Genomic DNA, 18,086 nt, shown 5'->3' with positions numbered 1-18,086 from the left:
GGTCTAAATAGGCTGATTCAAGGCATTTACGGGAGAAAAAATCGGCTCAAACATGAAGAAATGAAATGACTGAGTCAGCCGAGAAGAATTTCCCCACTTATTCGCACCTTCCTTAGGTAAACCGGTGACTGCATCGTAATTAGCTTGCTGCCAGATTAACTCTTCTTGTTTCTTACGTAAGGTAATGTCGGAGAACATACCAACATAATTAATAACATTGCCGTCAGGATCTTTAATTACTGAAATACTCAGTTCCTTGAGAAATTCAGTACCATTTTTATGCCTGTCCCAGACCTCACCCATCCATTGCCCGGTGTTCATTAATGACTGCCACATCTCGATATAAAAAGAGCGTTGGTGACGGCCCGATTTGAACTCCCGGGGATTATGTCCTTTAACTTCCTCTAATGACCACCCTGTCAAAATACTAAAAGCCGGATTAACGGAAATAATATTATTTTCGCCATCGGTCACAACAATGGCTTCCTGGCTGGCTTCGAAAACAGCCGCCGCAATTCTCATTTGCTCCTGCGCCTTCTTGCGCTCGGTAATATTCTGTACATAGACCAGCCGTGCTGGTAACCCTTTGTCAGGATAAAATGTGACAGACTCCGAAAAAACAGTCATCTGTTGTCCATCATGATGGAGCACAGGCCATTCCCCACCAAGGCGAATCCCTTCAGCCAGGAATTTCTGATGCCGTTCAAGGACCGATTGTTTGGCTTCTGCAGGAAAAATCATTGTGAAAGAGTGATTCAGCATTTCACTTTTTGTATAGCCATAAATATCGCAATAAGCGGGATTAACAGTGAGATAAAGCCCTTCATAATCAATTACAGCTATTCCGACGGGGCATTTATCGAGAATTGCCTGAAATAAGCCACTTTCATCCCAGTGCGTTTTATTCATATTGCTCTCGTCACGATCAATAAAACAATGAAATCTCTTCAGAGAGTAATCTCTGTTTCAGAAACATACCAGAATCGTTTTACTTCATTCAACGCATAACATTATTTAATCTTAAGCGATAATTGAGAATCATTATTCTGTTAACAATTTAATGTTAGCTGGCGTTTCACTAAATAGCTGCACCATCTGCCTGCGTACTGATGGCTGCCCCCCTTTTTTGTCATTGCTTCCTGAACGATTTTGGCTTTAACCTGCTCTTCGGCATACATTTTTCAGCCACCGCTATTCTTTTCGAGTTCTTTGAGATTCCCCATGAGTGCAGCATCCATCCAGCAACACTCTTCCCGTTATTTATAGAAACTGGCGCTGCTGATGCTATGTTCCGGGCACAGTCAGGGAACCGGTGTCCCCACAACAGCCTGTGTGAGAATGGCGATTACCCTACTGCCAGCAAACCGTAAGAGCGTCATAGCAAACTCCCCTGTATTCAGGTCAGGAGAAAATTCTACTTATACGTTCACTGGTTTTTCGGGGGGTATTACCACTGGACCAACCTGGCGACATTCTTCGCTTACCCGGCAGATATCCGCAAGGTTATCTACACGACGAATGCTATCGAGTCGCTGAACAGCGTGATCCGGCATGCCATCAAAAAGCGTAAGGTGTTCCCGACGGACGAGGCAGTGAAAAAGGTGGTGTGGCTGGCAATCCAGACGGCATCACAGAAATGGACGATGCCGCTGAGGGACTGGCGTATAGCGATGAGCCGCTTTATTATCGAGTTCGGTGACCGCCTGGACGGTCACTTCTGAGAAGAGGCATTTACACAGAATAGTGTACAGGGTCCGGGATGAGCCTGTTTACAATTCTGTGTAAACACCATTTTTAGAAGTGACCCTCAAGGCTGGTAATCTTCATATTCCCAGGCAAAAACACGGGAGAGCTTCTGCGCAATCTCCATCCAGTCTTCACCTTCGCACTGATCGATATAGTCTGTGATGGTCTTTTTAATCTCATCCAGATCGTATTTACGAACCAGCAACGTGTGCCGCATCAGTTCCGGCAACCATCGGTGCTTGCAGAGCCATTCAGGGGTACAGATATTTAGATGGAAATAATTTATCCCCTCTTCACTTTCTGGACCTATTCTCAAATTGACCAATAGGATAAAACAGTTTTTTTCTTCGGGCTGATAACTTTCCAAACTGAAATCTGGAGAATCAACCCATATACCTTTTAAGATCGCTTTCATTTCTCAATACTCATGTGCGCGTTGCCAGTGATCTTTCCGTCTTTTTGTTGGACAAAATTAGCCTGTATTCCTGTCGGATTTAAATGTGCTGGTGCATTGGGCTTTTCAGATGGCGGTCTATAAATACGTAATCCATCGGCACTAATTAAACATCCTGGACAATCTTTTTGATTAGTTACCAATTTAGCCCCATCACCAACCCAGATTTGACCCAATCGCTCAGCTTCTTCTTTAGTGCCTGAACCAACACCATAATTCAACTTCCCGTTATCACCCTGAACCACCGCTGCAAGTCTCGGATCCTGCTTCGCAATATTGTCCAGATTTTGCTGCACCAAATCCTCTTTGAGCTTCGGATAGGTTGCCACGTTCTCCGCGCCGCTCGACGGTTTACCTTCTGTCTGCGTGCTGCCTGCTCCCGGTTTTTCTGACGGTGCCGATGGTTTCACTCCCGGTGCAACATCCTTCCCAAACTGTTTCGTCAGTGCTCCAGATGCGACTACAGCACTCACACCACCCGCGATGTACATTGAACCCACATAGGCTCCTGCTCTCGCTCTGGCTTCTTCCTCTGTGTAACCGAAGGTCATAAACGCCTTCGTATACCCTTCCAGAACGTTAAACACTTCCTTCGCATTCGGATCTGTCGAGTTCAACAGACTCTGTATCTGTTGATACCCTGCCTGAGCCTCTTTCTGGTTCTGGTAAGTCTGATTGAAGTAGGTATCTTGCGCGGCCTTCGCTTTTGCTCTTTCTACCTGACAGTCACCACCTTTGCCACTGCAGGCCGCGTAAGCAGCCAGATCACTTTCCAGATCCTTGCGATTTAACGCCTCCTTATCTTTCTGTTCTTCTGGTGTCAGGTTCTGTTTGTTGTTGAGATATGTCTGGCGGCTCTTCTCCGTGCTGCTCAGATAGTTATTCTCAACCGTCGTCTTCCCGGCCTGCGCGCCTGATACTACCGAACCTGTGCTGTTCCCTGCAAGCCCGCCAGCCAGCCCTGCTGTCAGGGTCGATAATGCACTGATTGTCTGCCGTTCTGACTCCGTCAGCGCTTCTGGGCGTTTTCCATATATCTCCTGCGCCAGTAATATCCCTGTCGCTTCACCGGCTGCTGCGCCGGTTGCACTCACCAGTGCGTTCTGCCCCTGTGCCCGGGCAAGGGCAGCATTCACCACCGCATGCGCCATGACACCCGCCATCGCACTGTTCGGGGTGATGTATTTCCCTATTTCATTCGCAATATACGGCGCTGCTGCGCCAGCCACCGAACTGTTTATATTGCCACTCGCCAGGCCACTTATTGCCGCAGTGGCAGCAGTAATCGCCCGTTGCAGGTCACTGCCCGTACCATACTGTTGCGCTGTTGATTTATAACTTTCTGTATTTTCAACTGACTTATTGTATCTATTCCATTCATCCTGACTTGCTCCTGCCTCCGGCTCTTTAGTTCCATTTTTGGCCAGTTCGGCCTTACCCGCCTCTATGGCACGAAGCTGCCCTTCTGTTCTGGCTATATCACCAACCTGAGAGCCGATTTCGCCAATCATTTGCACAGCCTGCAGGCGGTTCTGCTCTTTCTCCTTGTCAAATATCGGACTGATGGCATCGTTAGCTTTTGTCACATCACGTTGCAGACCACTCAGGTCCTGCTGCTGACCTGACCTGTCCCGTACGGTAATTGTTCCCTGACTGACAACAGCCTGCGTGGTGCCTTCTGCATGCCCTGAACTGCTCATGCCGGATAACAGTGTGGTTGCCATGTTACCGGCAAACTGACCACCGATACTGCCGGACGAGCTGAACCCGCCACCGGTATGTGAAACGTTATAATCTGCCTTATTGACTATATCGCTGAATCCCAGAGTGCCGGTATCCAGGTGATTATCTGCCGCCGAAGCCGTGCTGGCTATTGCACCACCATTCAGCTGTGTATGGTTCCCAGTGGTAACACTAAAGCCTAGCCACCCGTGAAAAGTGGTGGCTGGCTCATAGAGTCTGGGATCACCGATGTGGCACAACTGGAGAGCACCGCCGCACCCGGTGTGATCTGGTTGCAACGGCGGAAAGTTGAGGGATTTCAGGCGTAGAAGCAAAGATCCCGGCCAGTTAGCCGGGATTCATCACAAAGCCTAGATTAGATCTTCGCCATTTAAAAGCACAACGATATTCCCTTCCCCTAACTCTTGCCTGAACACATCTGCTATTTCAGAGGTATTCAACTCAGGGAAGGATTTATCATTCACTACTATCAAAAAATAAGACTTTGGATCTTTTAGTCCAAATTCTTCAGCAATTAATAATTTAGTCTCTTGATTGTATTTTTCAACACGATCATCAATCAGCTCAATCTGTTGGCGACTTAAAATTGTATGTGGGTCAAACATAAGATACGAACCATCAAAAAGATAGGGAAGGTGCGAATAAGCGGGGAAATTCTTCTCGGCTGACTCAGTCATTTCATTTCTTCATGTTTGAGCCGTTTTTTCTCCCGTAAATGCCTTGAATCAGCCTATTTAGACCGTTTCTTCGCCATTTAAGGCGTTATTCCCAGTTTTTAGTGAGATCTCTCCCACTGACGTATCATTTGGTCCGCCCGAAACAGGTTGGCCAGCGTGAATAACATCGCCAGTTGGTTATCGTTTTTCAGCAACCCCTTGTATCTGGCTTTCACGAAGCCGAACTGTCGCTTGATGATGCGAAATGGGTGCTCCACCTTGGCCCGGATGCTGGCTTTCATGTATTCGATGTTGATGGCCGTTTTGTTCTTGCGTGGATGCTGTTTCAAGGTTCTTACCTTGCCGGGGCGCTCGGCGATCAGCCAGTCCACATCCACCTCGGCCAGCTCCTCGCGCTGTGGCGCCCCTTGGTAGCCGGCATCGGCTGAGACAAATTGCTCCTCTCCATGCAGCAGATTACCCAGCTGATTGAGGTCATGCTCGTTGGCCGCGGTGGTGACTAGGCTGTGGGTCAGGCCACTCTTGGCATCGACACCAATGTGGGCCTTCATGCCAAAGTGCCACTGATTGCCTTTCTTGGTCTGATGCATCTGCGGATCGCGTTGCTGCTCTTTGTTCTTGGTCGAGCTGGGTGCCTCAATGATGGTAGCATCGACCAAGGTGCCTTGAGTCATCATGACGCCTGCTTCGGCCAGCCAGCGATTGATGGTCTTGAACAATTGGCGGGCCAGTTGATGCTGCTCCAGCAGGTGGCGGAAATTCATGATGGTGGTGCGGTCCGGCAAGGCGCTATCCAGGGATAACCGGGCAAACAGACGCATGGAGGCGATTTCGTACAGAGCATCTTCCATCGCGCCATCGCTCAGGTTGTACCAATGCTGCATGCAGTGAATGCGTAGCATGGTTTCCAGCGGATAAGGTCGCCGGCCATTACCAGCCTTGGGATAAAACGGCTCGATGACTTCCACCATGTTTTGCCATGGCAGAATCTGCTCCATGCGGGACAAGAAAATCTCTTTTCTGGTCTGACGGCGCTTACTGCTGAATTCACTGTCGGCGAAGGTGAGCTGATGACTCATGATGAACCCTTTTTCATGGCTCCAGATGACAAACATGATCTCATATCAGGGACTTGTTCGCACCTTCCATAGCAGTAAGAAATACGTAAACTATGCTTCTCTATAGTTTTCAACTATGCTCATTAAATAATCTCTCCCCACAGATTTGACTAATTCAATATCATGTGATGTCCTTTCCTCAAGCCATTCTTTAAATTTCTCGCAATCAACAAAATTCTCATAAATTAAATCATTTATGGCCTCTGGTTTTTTATTGCTATTTATCCCCAACACGCCCTCTTCAACAGGGCTTTTCTGGAATATCGCCCATTGTTTTTTTTGTTCTAAAATAATTAGACCTCCATAATCACCAGAGTCATTCATTTCAGCGCTTAAGGAAACTATTTTAGCGACCCAATCCTCATTCATATGTAAATCGCCTAAGTATTTAAAATCTGAACTAGCGAAAACGCTCGCCATTAAGTCATACCCTAAAGACTCACCAATGACCAGTTTAGTCACACTAATCAAATCCTCTGATGTGCAGATATCATTATCAAAAAAGAAATATCTTGCAAATTTTTTGTGAAAAACACGAGCAGGAAGATTAGCATCGAGTCTTACAACACTTTTAAGTAGAGTTATTGCATCATCATGTTCGATAGTCACGGCATCACTCTCCAGGGAAACGTAGTTTAGAAATGATTTTACCATTTACTGACACAGAGGCAGACGGTACCCCAGATTCAGCACCGGCGATCCCACCACCAGTTGAAGATGGATAGAATCGATACACCTTCTCACCCTTTGTCATAACAGTAACCGAACCGTCTTTCGAAACTGATTTTATATAGCCACTAGCAGATAAATTTTCAATTGCCTCAGATTGATTTATATTTTTAATTACTATTTGCCCTGCGCTTCTTTTGGTTTGCTTTGCCGCAAACCCAATGTCTGTCTGCTTCCCAACAGATGCTATATCCTTACTAATTTCGTTTGCAACTTTAAGATCGCTCGCGCTTAAATTTCGTACCGGCTTCGGCAAACTACCTGCACCCAACGCACCATAAACCAGGTTACCTAGCCCATCGGCTCCGGTCTTCAGCAATGAAGCTTCTAGCCAGTCACACTTACCAGCACACTGATCAATAATATCAGCATACCATTTTGCAGAGTCTTCATAAGCACGCCCAGCCATGTTGTCCTGCTGACGCAGTGCAGTATAGGCTTTGTCATCAAGTTCTATCTTTGCACGCATATCAGCGACACAGGCCGCATCGCCCGAATCCCAACATGACTTCAGAGTCTGAACATTCTCTGCTGACTCTTTTGCCATATCCTTGCGGATATCCTGCTCACAATCCGCATCACCATTACATCCTTTGTATCGTTCTGTTCCGGTTAAAACATACAGTCTGGGCGGAAAAATTACCCCCTCCAGTAGCATCATCTGACATGTTCAGTACCGTTGAGCTGTATTTGTACAGATACACAGTTTATACTGTGTACGTAGATTAACGGAGGTTCTCTATGAAACACTCTCCAGAAAATAACGCTCAAATCCTCAGCCTTAATGCACCCTCCATGCGTTTAACAGGAACGCGGCGTCAGCGGGCAGAACAGTTATTGTCAATGTTCGACGAGGCTGAGGAAAGGATTAAGAGAGAAAATCAACAACGTGGCAATCGAGAAACGGTTTATTCAACGAGTTGAATTTATGATCGATTTTGCTTATGCCAGTGCCAAAATGGGGTACGGTAAGCAAGAGTTTGCACAAATGAACTTCACCTTGGGTGAACGTCTGATTGATACTGTCACGCGCTTTGCAGATACTTTCGAAGCAAGGCATTACTTCGAAATTTACACTGAAAATGATGAAAAAGGTTGGGGAAGACTCAAGGCAACGGATTCCCTGAAAGAAGATGATCGTGCCCGCGCCGGCCTTGGCTTTTATGCAGGATTCTTCCACGGGCGCGTTATCGCAGGAAAGAATTTTAGCTGAATAATCATGGCTTAAGTCACCAAATATTCCAGTTCCGTATGGACCAAACTCAATGCCTACTGAAGCCCAACCTTAATACCGAACTCTTTACTATATCCTGTAGAAACAGAGAAGTAATGTACTTCCCGGCCGGCAATTTTTCCTCAGATACGAATTTTTATCATATAGACTACATATACAGATAATATCATTTATCCCCCGCCAAAAAAGGGAGGGGTATTTTAAAAAATACAAGAATTATTAATCAGTTATAATTATTTGCATACTCCCACCGTCAGGGATATCGCGTATTTGCAATGCAATATTAGCTCTTGCTATCAGTGCTTCATTGGACTTGCACATATATAGATTATCTAATTCATATTCACCACCAGCTACGAATGGAATTCGGGGAATCAGTCGATATCCTGAAGGTAGTTTTCCATTCGATATTTGCCACGAGTGAGCCAAAGCATAACCCGTAATTACATTGTAATCGGACAATAAACGTTCACACCAATCATTTATTGTCAATGCCATCTTGTTAAACTCTGCTGTTTCTGGTTCAAATGAATAAACGCCATCATGTCGTAGACAAAATTGCCCGCCAAAAACATCTTCGGCAAAGAATAATGCATCTGTTGCCAGATCTTCGTAAGAATTTATCCATAGCTCTTTTTTATTCCAGTCCTTTAAGCCTATTTCACTATCAGTGGTGTCGTAGGGAAAAACATGCAATGAAGATTCAAAACCATAAAACCCATTTCTCTGCTTCAGTAATGAATCTAATTCTTTTGATATTGATGAATTAAATAAAGACTGACAGTCCACAACGGACTTTTCCTTCGATAACTCATCACTACAAATTGCCAGTAGTCTTTTTACAGAGTCACTCATTTTTACCATCTCCACCTGTTTTTATGGTCACGGATGAACCATCTGGCAATCCTCGACATTGCGCCCCTATACATGCTCCTGCCCCTCTGTTATCAGAAGGGGATACTGGTCTAACGGAAGCCCCTGCACCACCTTCTTTAAACATCGCAGGGGGATATTCATCCCTATCCATCCCCTTCACCATTGGAGTATCTCTCAACGATTGCTGCCGCCGTTGAGTTGCGCCAGCACGATCAATTGTTAAAACCGTTGGTTGACCTGCTGCCTGAGCATCCTCAATGTGCTTAGCTGACTCAGGATACTTAGATTTGTTAATAATGATAACCTTTCCGCCAGCTCCTTGCACTGTTCCATCATCATCTATGACTCCAACCGATAACGGATTGATCGGGATAACTTTTACCGGACGGTTGCCGGTTTCCCTGTCATGCTCTTCTTCATATCCCTCTAGCTCTCCCAGCGCATTATTCTCAACCGTCGTCTTCCCGGCCTGTGCGCCTGATACTACTGAACCGGTGCTGTTCCCTGCAAGCCCGCCAGCCAGCCCTGCTGTCAGGGTCGATAATGCACTGATTGTCTGCCGTTCTGACTCCGTCAGCGCTTCTGGGCGTTTTCCATATATCTCCTGCGCCAGTAATATCCCTGTCGCTTCACCGGCTGCTGCGCCGGTTGCACTCACCAGTGCGTTCTGCCCCTGTGCCCGGGCAAGGGCAGCATTCACCACCGCATGCGCCATGACACCCGCCATCGCACTGTTCGGGGTGATGTATTTCCCTATTTCATTCGCAATATACGGCGCTGCTGCGCCAGACACCGAACTGCTTATATTGCCACTCGCCAGGCCACTTATTGCCGCAGTGGCAGCAGTAATCGCCCGTTGCAGGTCACTTCCCGTACCATACTGTTGCGCTGTTGATTTATAACTTTCTGTATTTTCAACTGACTTATTGTATCTATTCCATTCATCCTGACTTGCTCCTGCCTCCGGCTCTTTAGTCCCGTTTTTGGCCAGTTCGGCCTTACCCGCCTCTATGGCACGAAGCTGCCCTTCTGTTCTGGCTATATCACCAACCTGAGAGCCGATTTCGCCAATCATTTGCACTGCCTGCAGGCGGTTCTGCTCCTTCTCCTTGTCAAATATCGGACTGATGGCATCGTTAGCTTTTGTCACATCACGTTGCAGACCACTCAGGTCCTGCTGCTGACCTGAGCTGTCCCGTACGGTAATTGTTCCCTGACTGACAACAGCCTGCGTGGTGCCTTCTGCGTGCCCTGAACTGCTCATGCCGGATAACAGTGTGGTTGCCATGTTACCGGCAAACTGACCACCGATACTACCGGACGAGCTGAACCCGCCACCGGTATGTGAAACTTTATAATCGGCCTTATTGACTATATCGCTGAATCCCAGAGTGCCGGTATCCAGGTGATTATCTGCCGCCGAAGCCGTGCTGGCTATTGCACCACCATTCAGCTGTGTATGGTTCCCGGTGGTAACACTAAAGCCCCCGTCTCCCGCGAAAATACCGCTCTGCTCGGCCACACTGTCGTAAATGCTGTGCATTTTGTCCTGGCTGAAGTTGATATAGCCAGAACCGCTCATTGAACCAAAGGTAAAACTCCCTCCGGCACTGACACTGCTTTGTTTGGAGTCATAGTTGTTGCTGTCCTGCAGACTGGTAATGGTCAGATTACGGCCTGTATCAACTGTGACCTGATTACCATTAACCTGAGCCCCGGTAAGTGTGGTATCCCTGCCGCCGGACACAGAGACTTTTCCACCACTGTCCAGCGTGGTCTCTGACCAGTCAGTGCCATCACCTTTCTCATGCCCTTTCGCCGCATTGACACTTGCGAACACACTGATACCAAAACCACCCTGCCCGGCACCAATGCTCACACCCACACCACCACCACTGCTGCTGTTGCTGCCCGTTGTCTTCTGGGTATTTGCCGCTGCAGTGAGAATGATATCCCGCTCAGCTTTCAGGCTGGTGTCTCCGGCTGCTTTCACATGGCTGCCGGCTATGACGATATCACCACTGTTACCCTGCTGTTGTCGGCCTGTCGCTTCAACCGACAGATTTTTCCCGGCATTCAGGGTTGAGCCGGTGACTGTGTCCGATTCCTGATGCTGTGTGGATTTTGATTTCTGCGTACTGAGAGACACACTGACATGTATTCCCGCATCCGGCTGTCCGGTGGCATTCGCTACAGAATTAGCCTGAACCGCCTGAACACCTGAAAGTACCGATTTCGTCGCCTGAAGTGCGGCAAGCCGGGAGTCGCTTTGTTTGCTGGCAGCCTTAGCTGTGCTGACGGCATTATTTACAGCGTCAATTACAGCTCCCGTAAGCGCCACTGTCAGCCCACTGCTTTTCTGCTCAAACGTCTGGTCAGTGGTACGTTTGTCGTGTCCCGGGTCAATAACCACACTGTCGCCCTTCAGGGCCAGGTCCTGCCCGGCCACCACATCCGAACCGGCAATATGGAGTTGATTACCGGCAGTGATCGTTACATCGCCGCCGTTGCTGCCGATGGTGCTGGTACTCTGGCTCTGAGTGGTGCCCTTCTCTTTCAGGTCCTGTCTGGTTTTCGTGCTGCCAATCGTAAAGCCGATTCCGCCAGAGCTCATCAGGCCGCTTTTCTTCTTCTCTTTAAACTGCCAGTTTGTGTCGGTGTTCGTCGCTGCCGCGATATCAACATTATTACTGGCAGCCAGTGACACTGCGCCATCGCCCACCACCGAAGAACCCTGCACCTGCAGATCATGCCCACTGCTGACACTGACATTATCGCCACTTAACAGTGAGCCTGTTTCACGGGTGGCACTTTGCTCTGAAATCGTATGGGTGGTTGTTTTACTGAGAAAACCTTTTTTCTTTTTGGTTTCTTCCTGGTAGTGATAATCACTTTCGGTTGCAGTCCCCAGGTTGATATCGTTGACAGCCTGTACGCCAATATCTCCCTGGGCAGTCACCTGCGCCGCCTGGCTGTTCACATCACGCCCGGCAATGACCACGGTGTTACCACCGCTGGCGATTTCAGTGCCCTGCTGGCGCACCTGGTCGTTAATCACGGTTTTCTTTTTGGTGCGGTAGCTGTCGCCCTGAGTGGTTTTATCTGCCAGCAGGTTGACATCCCGCCCGGCCTGCAGGCCGACACCCTGCTCAGCCGCCAGTGCCGCAGAGTGTGCGTTAATATCCTGCCCGGCCTGCAGGACCAGGTTATTACCCGCAGAAACCGTGGTGCGGTCCAGCCCGGTGCTGTGGGTTTCAGACGCGCCATCACGGGTGTTCCTGCTGGTTTGCCCACTGTTCAGGTTGAGGTCATTTGCGGCTGCCAGTTGCGCACTGCCTCCGGCATTCACATCGCTGGCGGCAAGGGTGAGGTCATGCCCTGCCTGCACGCTCAGGTTGCCCCCGGCGGTTACGTTACTGCCCTGCCAGGTAACCGATGCGTTGTTGGTATCGTTGTGGCCACGAAAACCCGTCGTGGTGTACTGGTCATCAACCTGCCGGGCATTCACTGCAATATCGCCCCGGGCCTGCATTAACATGTCGCCCCCGGACATGAGCGTTGCGCCGGTGACTGATATATCTTTCCCGGCAGACAGCGCCAGGCTATCTTCCGCAGTAATGCCGGCGGTATTGCCCAGTGCCGTGTTTTTCAGTGTGACATTGCCGTATTTACTCCAGGCATTAATGGTGGTGGTGTCGGCCCTGGTCAGGTTATTAATGCTGCCACCGAGGCTTTCCAGCGACACGGTTTTCCCGGCGATGGTGGCGCTGATATTGTTAATGTCGCTCACCGCGCTCAGGCTGAGACCGCCCCCGGCTTTAATCAGGCCATCATTAAGGTTGCTGATGCTGGTATCGCTGTCCAGTGCCAGTGAGTTTGCTGCCAGCACGGTACTGCCGTCGCTGGTGATATTACCGGCTTTGAGGTTGACGTTATTCCCGGCAATCACACTGCCGTTATTCACGGTGGCATCCTGTGCCGCCAGATACAGCTTCGGCACCATCACCGTCTGGCCGTTGATAGTGGTGGATTCCCACCACAAAATACTGTGGTCAAGCGAGGCAATTTGCGCCGCAGAAAGGGATTCCCCAAATTGCAGCCCGAGGGATTTCTGTGCTGAAGCTGCGTTATCCATCAGGTAACGCATTTGGTCCAAATCTGAGCCGACGCCGTTAAGGTAGCGGCTGCCTGTCTGGTTCAAAATGGCATTACTGACATAGCGTGTATCGAACGCGGCATCGCCAAGGAAGCGGTAATCCTTGCCCGGGTTCAGGTTCAGCCGCCCCAACAGGTAAGATGACCCGAGAAATGCATTCTGGTCGGTATAGGTGGTGCGGGTTTCCACTGGCGCACTGGCAGCTTTTATCCCCAGCAGAGCATTCAGGTCACCAAACACCGATGGGTCCAGTGGCCCCAGGCCACTGAGTTTCGGGTTAACCGTTATCAGGTACGGGCTTTGCGGGTTGGTGGCGATAACAAAGTAGCCACTGCTGCCCGATGGCAGGGGGTAAGCGCTGGTATCCAGGCCCCGGCTTTTTATCGTGTCAGGCTTGCCACCTGCTGCGCCGCTGCTAATTTGCTGGAGGGCATTCTGTAACTGACTTTGCCAGGCTGGTGAATCTAACGGGACCGTACCAGCCTGGGTCTGTTTTTTCACGCTACCGCTAATATCCTGGCTGCTCAGGGTATTCAGGGCCGGGGCGCTTAGGGTGCCACCGATGCCTCCGGCATTGGGGGTCAGGCTGGTATTGCTGATATTGTTACGGAAACTGGCATTAAGATCACCTCCGGCCTGGATAACGGCACGGTAGATTTGGGCATTCTCGGTGGTGGTGTCATGGCCGGTCAGGGCGTAGTCGAGGTACCTTTCATAGGGCGGAGTAACATACGTTTCACCATGACTTTTCTCCATGTTTTTTAATTCAGTCGTTGCTACATTCCCCTGGTAGGTATACACATACGAATCCGTGGTTATACCGGACAACCATGACTGGTTATTCAGATTATCGCCCGAAAGGGAGATATTGCCGTTTGCGAGAATATTGCTGGCATTGTTGTCAAGCGTTCCTGCCGCAAGCCGCATATTCCGCCCGGCTGAAAAAGTTGCGCTCCCGCCGTTCGCTGTAACGACAGTTTGGGTTTCTGTATTAGCTACTTTTACAGCCATATACGCTTGCTTGGGCGCATAAGAATACCTGATGTTAGTTTCACTAACACACGAACCATTACGACCGCAGCCTGTATGGTAAAAAGATGTTTTCGAAGTCACGCCAAGACTGTCTTTCGGCATATCTTTTATAAGCCTGCGCCATACGGCCTGGCCCATTGCCGGATCCGTGTTAACAGTCTGCGTACTCTGGCTAACACTCAGTCCATCCCGTTGATTCAGCAAGTGACCAGTATTAATGCTGATATCCCCGTTACGGGTTTCGATATTGCCGGAGGTGTTAATCACTTCATTGCTGGCGTTTCCCGCGCCATCGCGCTGCAACCACAGGTTATTTTCCGCCAGCATATCGCCGCGCTGGTTACGGATACTGGCCGCCAGTAACGAGAGGTTATTACCTGCGTAAAGTAAAGCCGTGTTAACAATGCTGCCCGGCGCACTCAGAACCAGACTGCCCAGGGTGCCGGTAAACCCGTTAATGGCGATATCGCCCCGACTGGTCAGGGTCACATCACCCCCGCCCTGCAGGCTGCTGCCGCCATCGGTGACAATGCCGGCTCCGCTCAGGGTGCTGCCACCGTTACCGGTGGTGATTTGCCCACTGTTGGTCAGCACTCCCCCGGCATTCAGACTGACGGACTGCCCCTGCATCAGCCCCTGGTTCTGCAGGCTGCCCTGGCTGGTAATGGACAGGGTTTTACCGGCTGCCAGGGTGTGGTGCCCGGTAAAGGCGTTTGCCAGTTGCAGGGTAAGATTGCCCAGTGCGATAACCTGACCAGCCTGGTCAAAACCGGTACTGGTCAACAGCAGGTCGCCACCGCTCAGCAGCCGTCCACTGTCCTGCTGGTTCACCTGCCCCGCGCTGACGGTCAGTTGTGATGTGCCGGTCAGGGTGCCACTGTTGGTTATCTGCCCGTAATTTACGCCCAGCGTACCGGCCTGGATGGTACCCAGGCTGGTCAGGGAAGAGCCCCTCAGGGTGGCCTGGTCCGCCAGCCAGGTGCCGCTGCCCGTGGCGCGGTCTGCATTCAGGGTCAGCGTACCGGCCTGGAGCCAGCCGCCCCCGCTGAACTGCGGCGTACTCAGGGTCAGTGCCGTGCCATCCAGTATTCGTCCGTCGTTACGGGCCAGGCTGGCGGCCGTAATCTGCCCGTCGCCCGCGCCCTGAATCAGGCCATCGTTCTGCAGGCTGCCGGTAGTCAGCGTCAGGCGCTGCCCGGCGCTGAGGGTGCCGCCAGCGGTGTTGGTCAGGGTGCCGGAAGGGGAGAGTGTCAGGCTGCTGTCGCCCTGAATCAGGCCGCTGTTGGTCAGGTCCGTGCCGCTGACGGCCAGGCTTCCGGCCTGCAGATTACCCTGATTGTTCAGGCTGTCGGTGGTCAGTTGTACGGTCTGGCCGGAAAGCGTGCCGGTGTTATTCAGGGAATCTGCCGTCAGTTGCACTGTATGGCCGGACAGTGTGCCTGCATTGCTCAGGGTGTTTCCCGTCAGGGCCAGCGTTCCGCCCGTCTGAAGGGCTGCACCCTGCTGGTTGGTCAGCGCCATGGCGGCGGGTACTGAGGGTAGAGCCAGCAGGCTGGCGCTCAGCGGACTGGCTGGCGTGACGCCCTGCAGGGTCAGGTTGCCGGTACTGAGCAACTGGCCGTGGTTTTCCAGCCCGGGGGCCTGCAACACCATATCGCCCTGGCTCATCAGGGTGCCATGGTTAATCAGGGTGTCATCCACACGGGCCGTCAGGCCACCCTGTCCAAGCAGGGAACCGGAATGGGTCCAGTGCCCGGCAGTAATATAGGTCTGCCCGCCCTGCAGGGTGCCGTCGGTCAGCAGTTGCCCGGCGTTCAGCGACAGCATGCCGCCACTGAGCCATTTTGCTCCGTTACCATTGACCAGCGTGTCGCCGGTGGCGCTCACACCGTGGGTGCCCTGCAGCGTTCCCTGGTTTTCCAGTCGCCCGGTGGCAGTCAGTTGCACCTGGTCTCCGGCAAGCTGCCCCGTATTGCTGAGGGTATCGCCACTCAGGGTCAGTGACCCGCGGGCATACAGCAGCCCGGTTGCCGTATTAGTGAACGCGCCAGAATGACCGCCCAGCGTGGCGGCATTCACCTCCCCGCTGTTCTGCAGGGTGCTGTTATTCAGTATCAGTGCACCATCGCCGGTAATCAGTCCGGCGTTATTTATCACCGGGATGGCGAGAGTGACATCCCCACCGCTGTGCAGGGTGCCGCCCGCCAGGTTATCCAGCTGTCCGGTCTGCATATCCACCCCGTCCATACCCTGGAGCAGTCCGCTGTTACTGACCTGACTACTGTGAATCGCCAGTTGCGTTGCCGTCAGGGTGCCGATGTTGGTCAGGGTGCCCGGTGTGGTCATCAGAATATGCTGTGCTCCGGACTGGCCGCTGTGAGTCAGTTGCCGTGCACCAGCGCTCAGGCTGCCGCCCGCCACCTGCGTACCGCCCAGTACCATCTGCTGCCCGGCTGTCAGCGACATATTGCCACCGCTGCGCAATTGCGCATCCGTACCTGTGGTCAGGTTGGTCCCCGACGCGCTGAAGTTACCGTTCGCGTGAAGCGCTCCGCCCAGTGTGAGGGTATCGCCCGTCAGTTGCAGGTCACCAGTGCTTTGTATCCGTGCATCCGCGTTGCTGGTTAACGCTGTGCCGGTGATCCCCAGGTTGCCCCCGGCAGAAACCTGCCCGCTCAGGTTCATACTGCCCGCGCCCAGCGTCATGTCCCCGCCGCTGACCAGGTAACTGCTCTGTCCGGTGATCAGGTTGTCCCCCTGCAGGGTGAGGCCCTGGCCGGCGGAGAATGTTCCCTGCTGTACGATCGTGCCCGCATTAACGGCCAGACTGCCGGTACTGAGCACTTTTGTGTTTTGACCGTCGCTGAGGCGGTCGCTCAGGGTCAGTCGGGTATTGCCCTGGCTGCCCAGCACACCCTGCTGGTCCAGCGTGACGCCGGTGACAGCCAGGTTGCCGGTACTGCGCAACTGCCCCAGATTGGTAAACTGTGTGCCGCGCAGATCCATGTCACCGCTCTGCAGGGTGCCGGTGTTGGTCAGGCTGTCCACCTGAATGATGGCGCGTCCGACCGTCTGTATCTGTCCACTGTTGGTAAAGCGCCCGGTATTCAGGGTGGCGCTGCCGCCCGCGGTGAGCTGGCCCCGGCTGGTAAGGGTATCGGCTGCAAGATGCAGGTCCCCAGCGCTACTGCCCTGGCTGGCGCTGTCTGTGGTCACCTGACGGCCGCTCAGGCTCAGGCTTCCGCCACTGATCAGAGTACTGCCGGCAGACTCCAGTTTCCCGGCGCTGGTCAGTTGCAGGTTGCCATCCCCGGCGAGGATCGTGTTGTCCAGGGTCAGGTCTCTTTCACTGGTCACGTTCACCGTACCGCCCACTTTGTGCTCTCCCGACAGGATCACACTGCCCCCCCTTGCGGTCAGGCTGCCCGAGGCCAGGCTGTTATTCACCCGCAACTGCCCACTGGCATCAAGGGTGATATCCCCCTGGCGGGCCACCAGATTACCCAGGTTCACGCCCACGCCTTTATCACTGGAGACCAGGTGGATCCGGTTAGCATACATGCCACCCAGCGCACCGGTATCAACCGCAACAGCAGGCGTACTGCCTTCACCGGTAACAGGCGTGACTTTTCCGTCGCTGCCCACCCGGTTAGCCCCGGCCACCACCGTTAAATTTCTGGCATGAATAGCCGCATTGATTTCTGTCGCCCGGGAGATAAGCGTCAGCGCATCGCTGTCGGATGCATCCAGCCCCTTACCTTCTACAGTAATGCTCCCTTTTGTGGCTTCAACAGCAATCAGTTTGCCACTGGCATCGAACTGCGGTTTCCCTGTGGTCAGCGTGACATTTGGTGTATTGATAAACCCACACCCGTTGCAGGTGATGCCATACGGGTTGGCAACCATCACACTGGCTGCTTTCCCTGCCACTTCGGTATAGCCCTGGAGCTGCGAACGGTTGCCGCCATTAACCTCATTGATAATGGCCTGCGCTTCATGCCCGGCTTTCAGATTAGGGTTATTTTGAATCAGCCCGCCAAGCTGGCTCGGGTTCAGCTGTCCGGTGGCGTTATTCAGGATCAGTCCTTCCGGGCCAACGTTATAATCATGAAACTGGTTATGAGACACCCCGGCACTGTTGGGCGTGGCAATGTTGATAACCGGGACACCATTTCCTGCCGTGTCTTTACTGGTTGGGCCCTGTGGAGTCAGTGCGGCCGCAAAAGCGGGCGCAACGGGCTGCCAGATAAGCAGGCCACTGATAAGCCAACACAGAACACGTTTAAAAACGGGTACAGGCGGTTGATGGTTATCCACGGAA

General features: G+C 51.8%; 11 protein-coding genes and 1 pseudogene. 3 read left to right on the top strand and 9 right to left on the bottom strand.

The features are described 5' to 3' along the window. Window positions 1–3 precede the first annotated feature (3 nt). Window positions 4–909: a PAS domain-containing protein gene (locus MPHASIOC01_RS03880; protein WP_353613998.1), complete on the bottom strand. Its 906-nt coding sequence runs from the start codon at window positions 907–909 to the stop codon at window positions 4–6. 542 nt (window positions 910–1,451) lie between these two features. Between MPHASIOC01_RS03880 and MPHASIOC01_RS03875 the strand changes: the two are divergent. Then, a pseudogene (locus MPHASIOC01_RS03875) lies at window positions 1,452–1,721 on the top strand (transposase); the annotation flags it as partial. Between the two features lie 86 nt (window positions 1,722–1,807). On the opposite strand, the gene MPHASIOC01_RS03870 reads toward MPHASIOC01_RS03875, so the two are convergent. The 6 genes from MPHASIOC01_RS03870 to MPHASIOC01_RS03845 all read right to left on the bottom strand — a co-directional run bounded on the left by MPHASIOC01_RS03870 (window position 1,808) and on the right by MPHASIOC01_RS03845 (window position 7,128). Beyond that, window positions 1,808–2,161: an immunity 8 family protein gene (locus tag MPHASIOC01_RS03870; protein ID WP_353613997.1), complete on the bottom strand. Its 354-nt coding sequence runs from the start codon at window positions 2,159–2,161 to the stop codon at window positions 1,808–1,810. Next, complete coding sequence (locus MPHASIOC01_RS03865) at window positions 2,158–4,182, bottom strand: VENN motif pre-toxin domain-containing protein (RefSeq protein WP_353613996.1); 2,025 nt, start codon at window positions 4,180–4,182, stop codon at window positions 2,158–2,160. The genes MPHASIOC01_RS03870 and MPHASIOC01_RS03865 overlap by 4 nt, the downstream gene beginning before the upstream one ends. A gap of 111 nt (window positions 4,183–4,293) precedes the next feature. Next, window positions 4,294–4,620: a hypothetical protein gene (locus MPHASIOC01_RS03860; protein WP_353613995.1), complete on the bottom strand. Its 327-nt coding sequence runs from the start codon at window positions 4,618–4,620 to the stop codon at window positions 4,294–4,296. Window positions 4,621–4,718: 98 nt separating this feature from the next. Beyond that, window positions 4,719–5,699 carry an IS5-like element IS5 family transposase gene (locus MPHASIOC01_RS03855; RefSeq protein ID WP_026141915.1) on the bottom strand — a complete coding sequence of 327 codons (981 nt, stop codon included), beginning with the start codon at window positions 5,697–5,699 and terminating at the stop codon, window positions 4,719–4,721. A 90-nt stretch (window positions 5,700–5,789) separates the two neighbouring features. Further along, window positions 5,790–6,347, bottom strand: a complete 558-nt coding sequence (locus MPHASIOC01_RS03850) for a hypothetical protein (protein ID WP_082917889.1) — start codon at window positions 6,345–6,347, stop codon at window positions 5,790–5,792. 4 nt (window positions 6,348–6,351) lie between these two features. After that, window positions 6,352–7,128: a hypothetical protein gene (locus MPHASIOC01_RS03845; protein ID WP_353613994.1), complete on the bottom strand. Its 777-nt coding sequence runs from the start codon at window positions 7,126–7,128 to the stop codon at window positions 6,352–6,354. 80 nt (window positions 7,129–7,208) lie between these two features. Between MPHASIOC01_RS03845 and MPHASIOC01_RS03840 the strand changes: the two genes are divergently transcribed. Together MPHASIOC01_RS03840 and MPHASIOC01_RS03835 are read left to right on the top strand one after the other, a co-directional pair. Further along, a complete protein-coding gene (locus tag MPHASIOC01_RS03840) occupies window positions 7,209–7,391 on the top strand; it encodes a hypothetical protein (RefSeq protein ID WP_156519057.1) in 183 nt (60 codons plus the stop codon). A 4-nt stretch (window positions 7,392–7,395) separates the two neighbouring features. Then, entirely contained in the window at window positions 7,396–7,680 is a 285-nt protein-coding gene (locus MPHASIOC01_RS03835; RefSeq protein WP_156519058.1) for a hypothetical protein, read from the top strand. A 240-nt stretch (window positions 7,681–7,920) separates the two neighbouring features. On the opposite strand, the gene MPHASIOC01_RS03830 is transcribed toward MPHASIOC01_RS03835, so the two are convergent. Both MPHASIOC01_RS03830 and MPHASIOC01_RS03825 read right to left on the bottom strand, forming a co-directional pair. Next, the gene (locus MPHASIOC01_RS03830) at window positions 7,921–8,556 is read right to left on the bottom strand and encodes an SMI1/KNR4 family protein (RefSeq protein WP_064598152.1); all 636 of its coding nucleotides are present in this window, start codon (window positions 8,554–8,556) and stop codon (window positions 7,921–7,923) included. Continuing rightward, window positions 8,549–18,082, bottom strand: coding sequence for a hemagglutinin repeat-containing protein (locus MPHASIOC01_RS03825; protein ID WP_353613993.1), 9,534 nt, complete (start codon window positions 18,080–18,082; stop codon window positions 8,549–8,551). The genes MPHASIOC01_RS03830 and MPHASIOC01_RS03825 overlap by 8 nt, the downstream gene beginning before the upstream one ends. Window positions 18,083–18,086 lie beyond the last annotated feature (4 nt).

Source organism: Mangrovibacter phragmitis, from assembly GCF_040429585.1.
GTDB classification, from domain to species: Bacteria; Pseudomonadota; Gammaproteobacteria; order Enterobacterales; family Enterobacteriaceae; genus Mangrovibacter; species Mangrovibacter phragmitis.
Note: the sequence above shows the minus strand (reverse complement) of the source record. Positions and strands in the feature narration are given on the sequence as shown.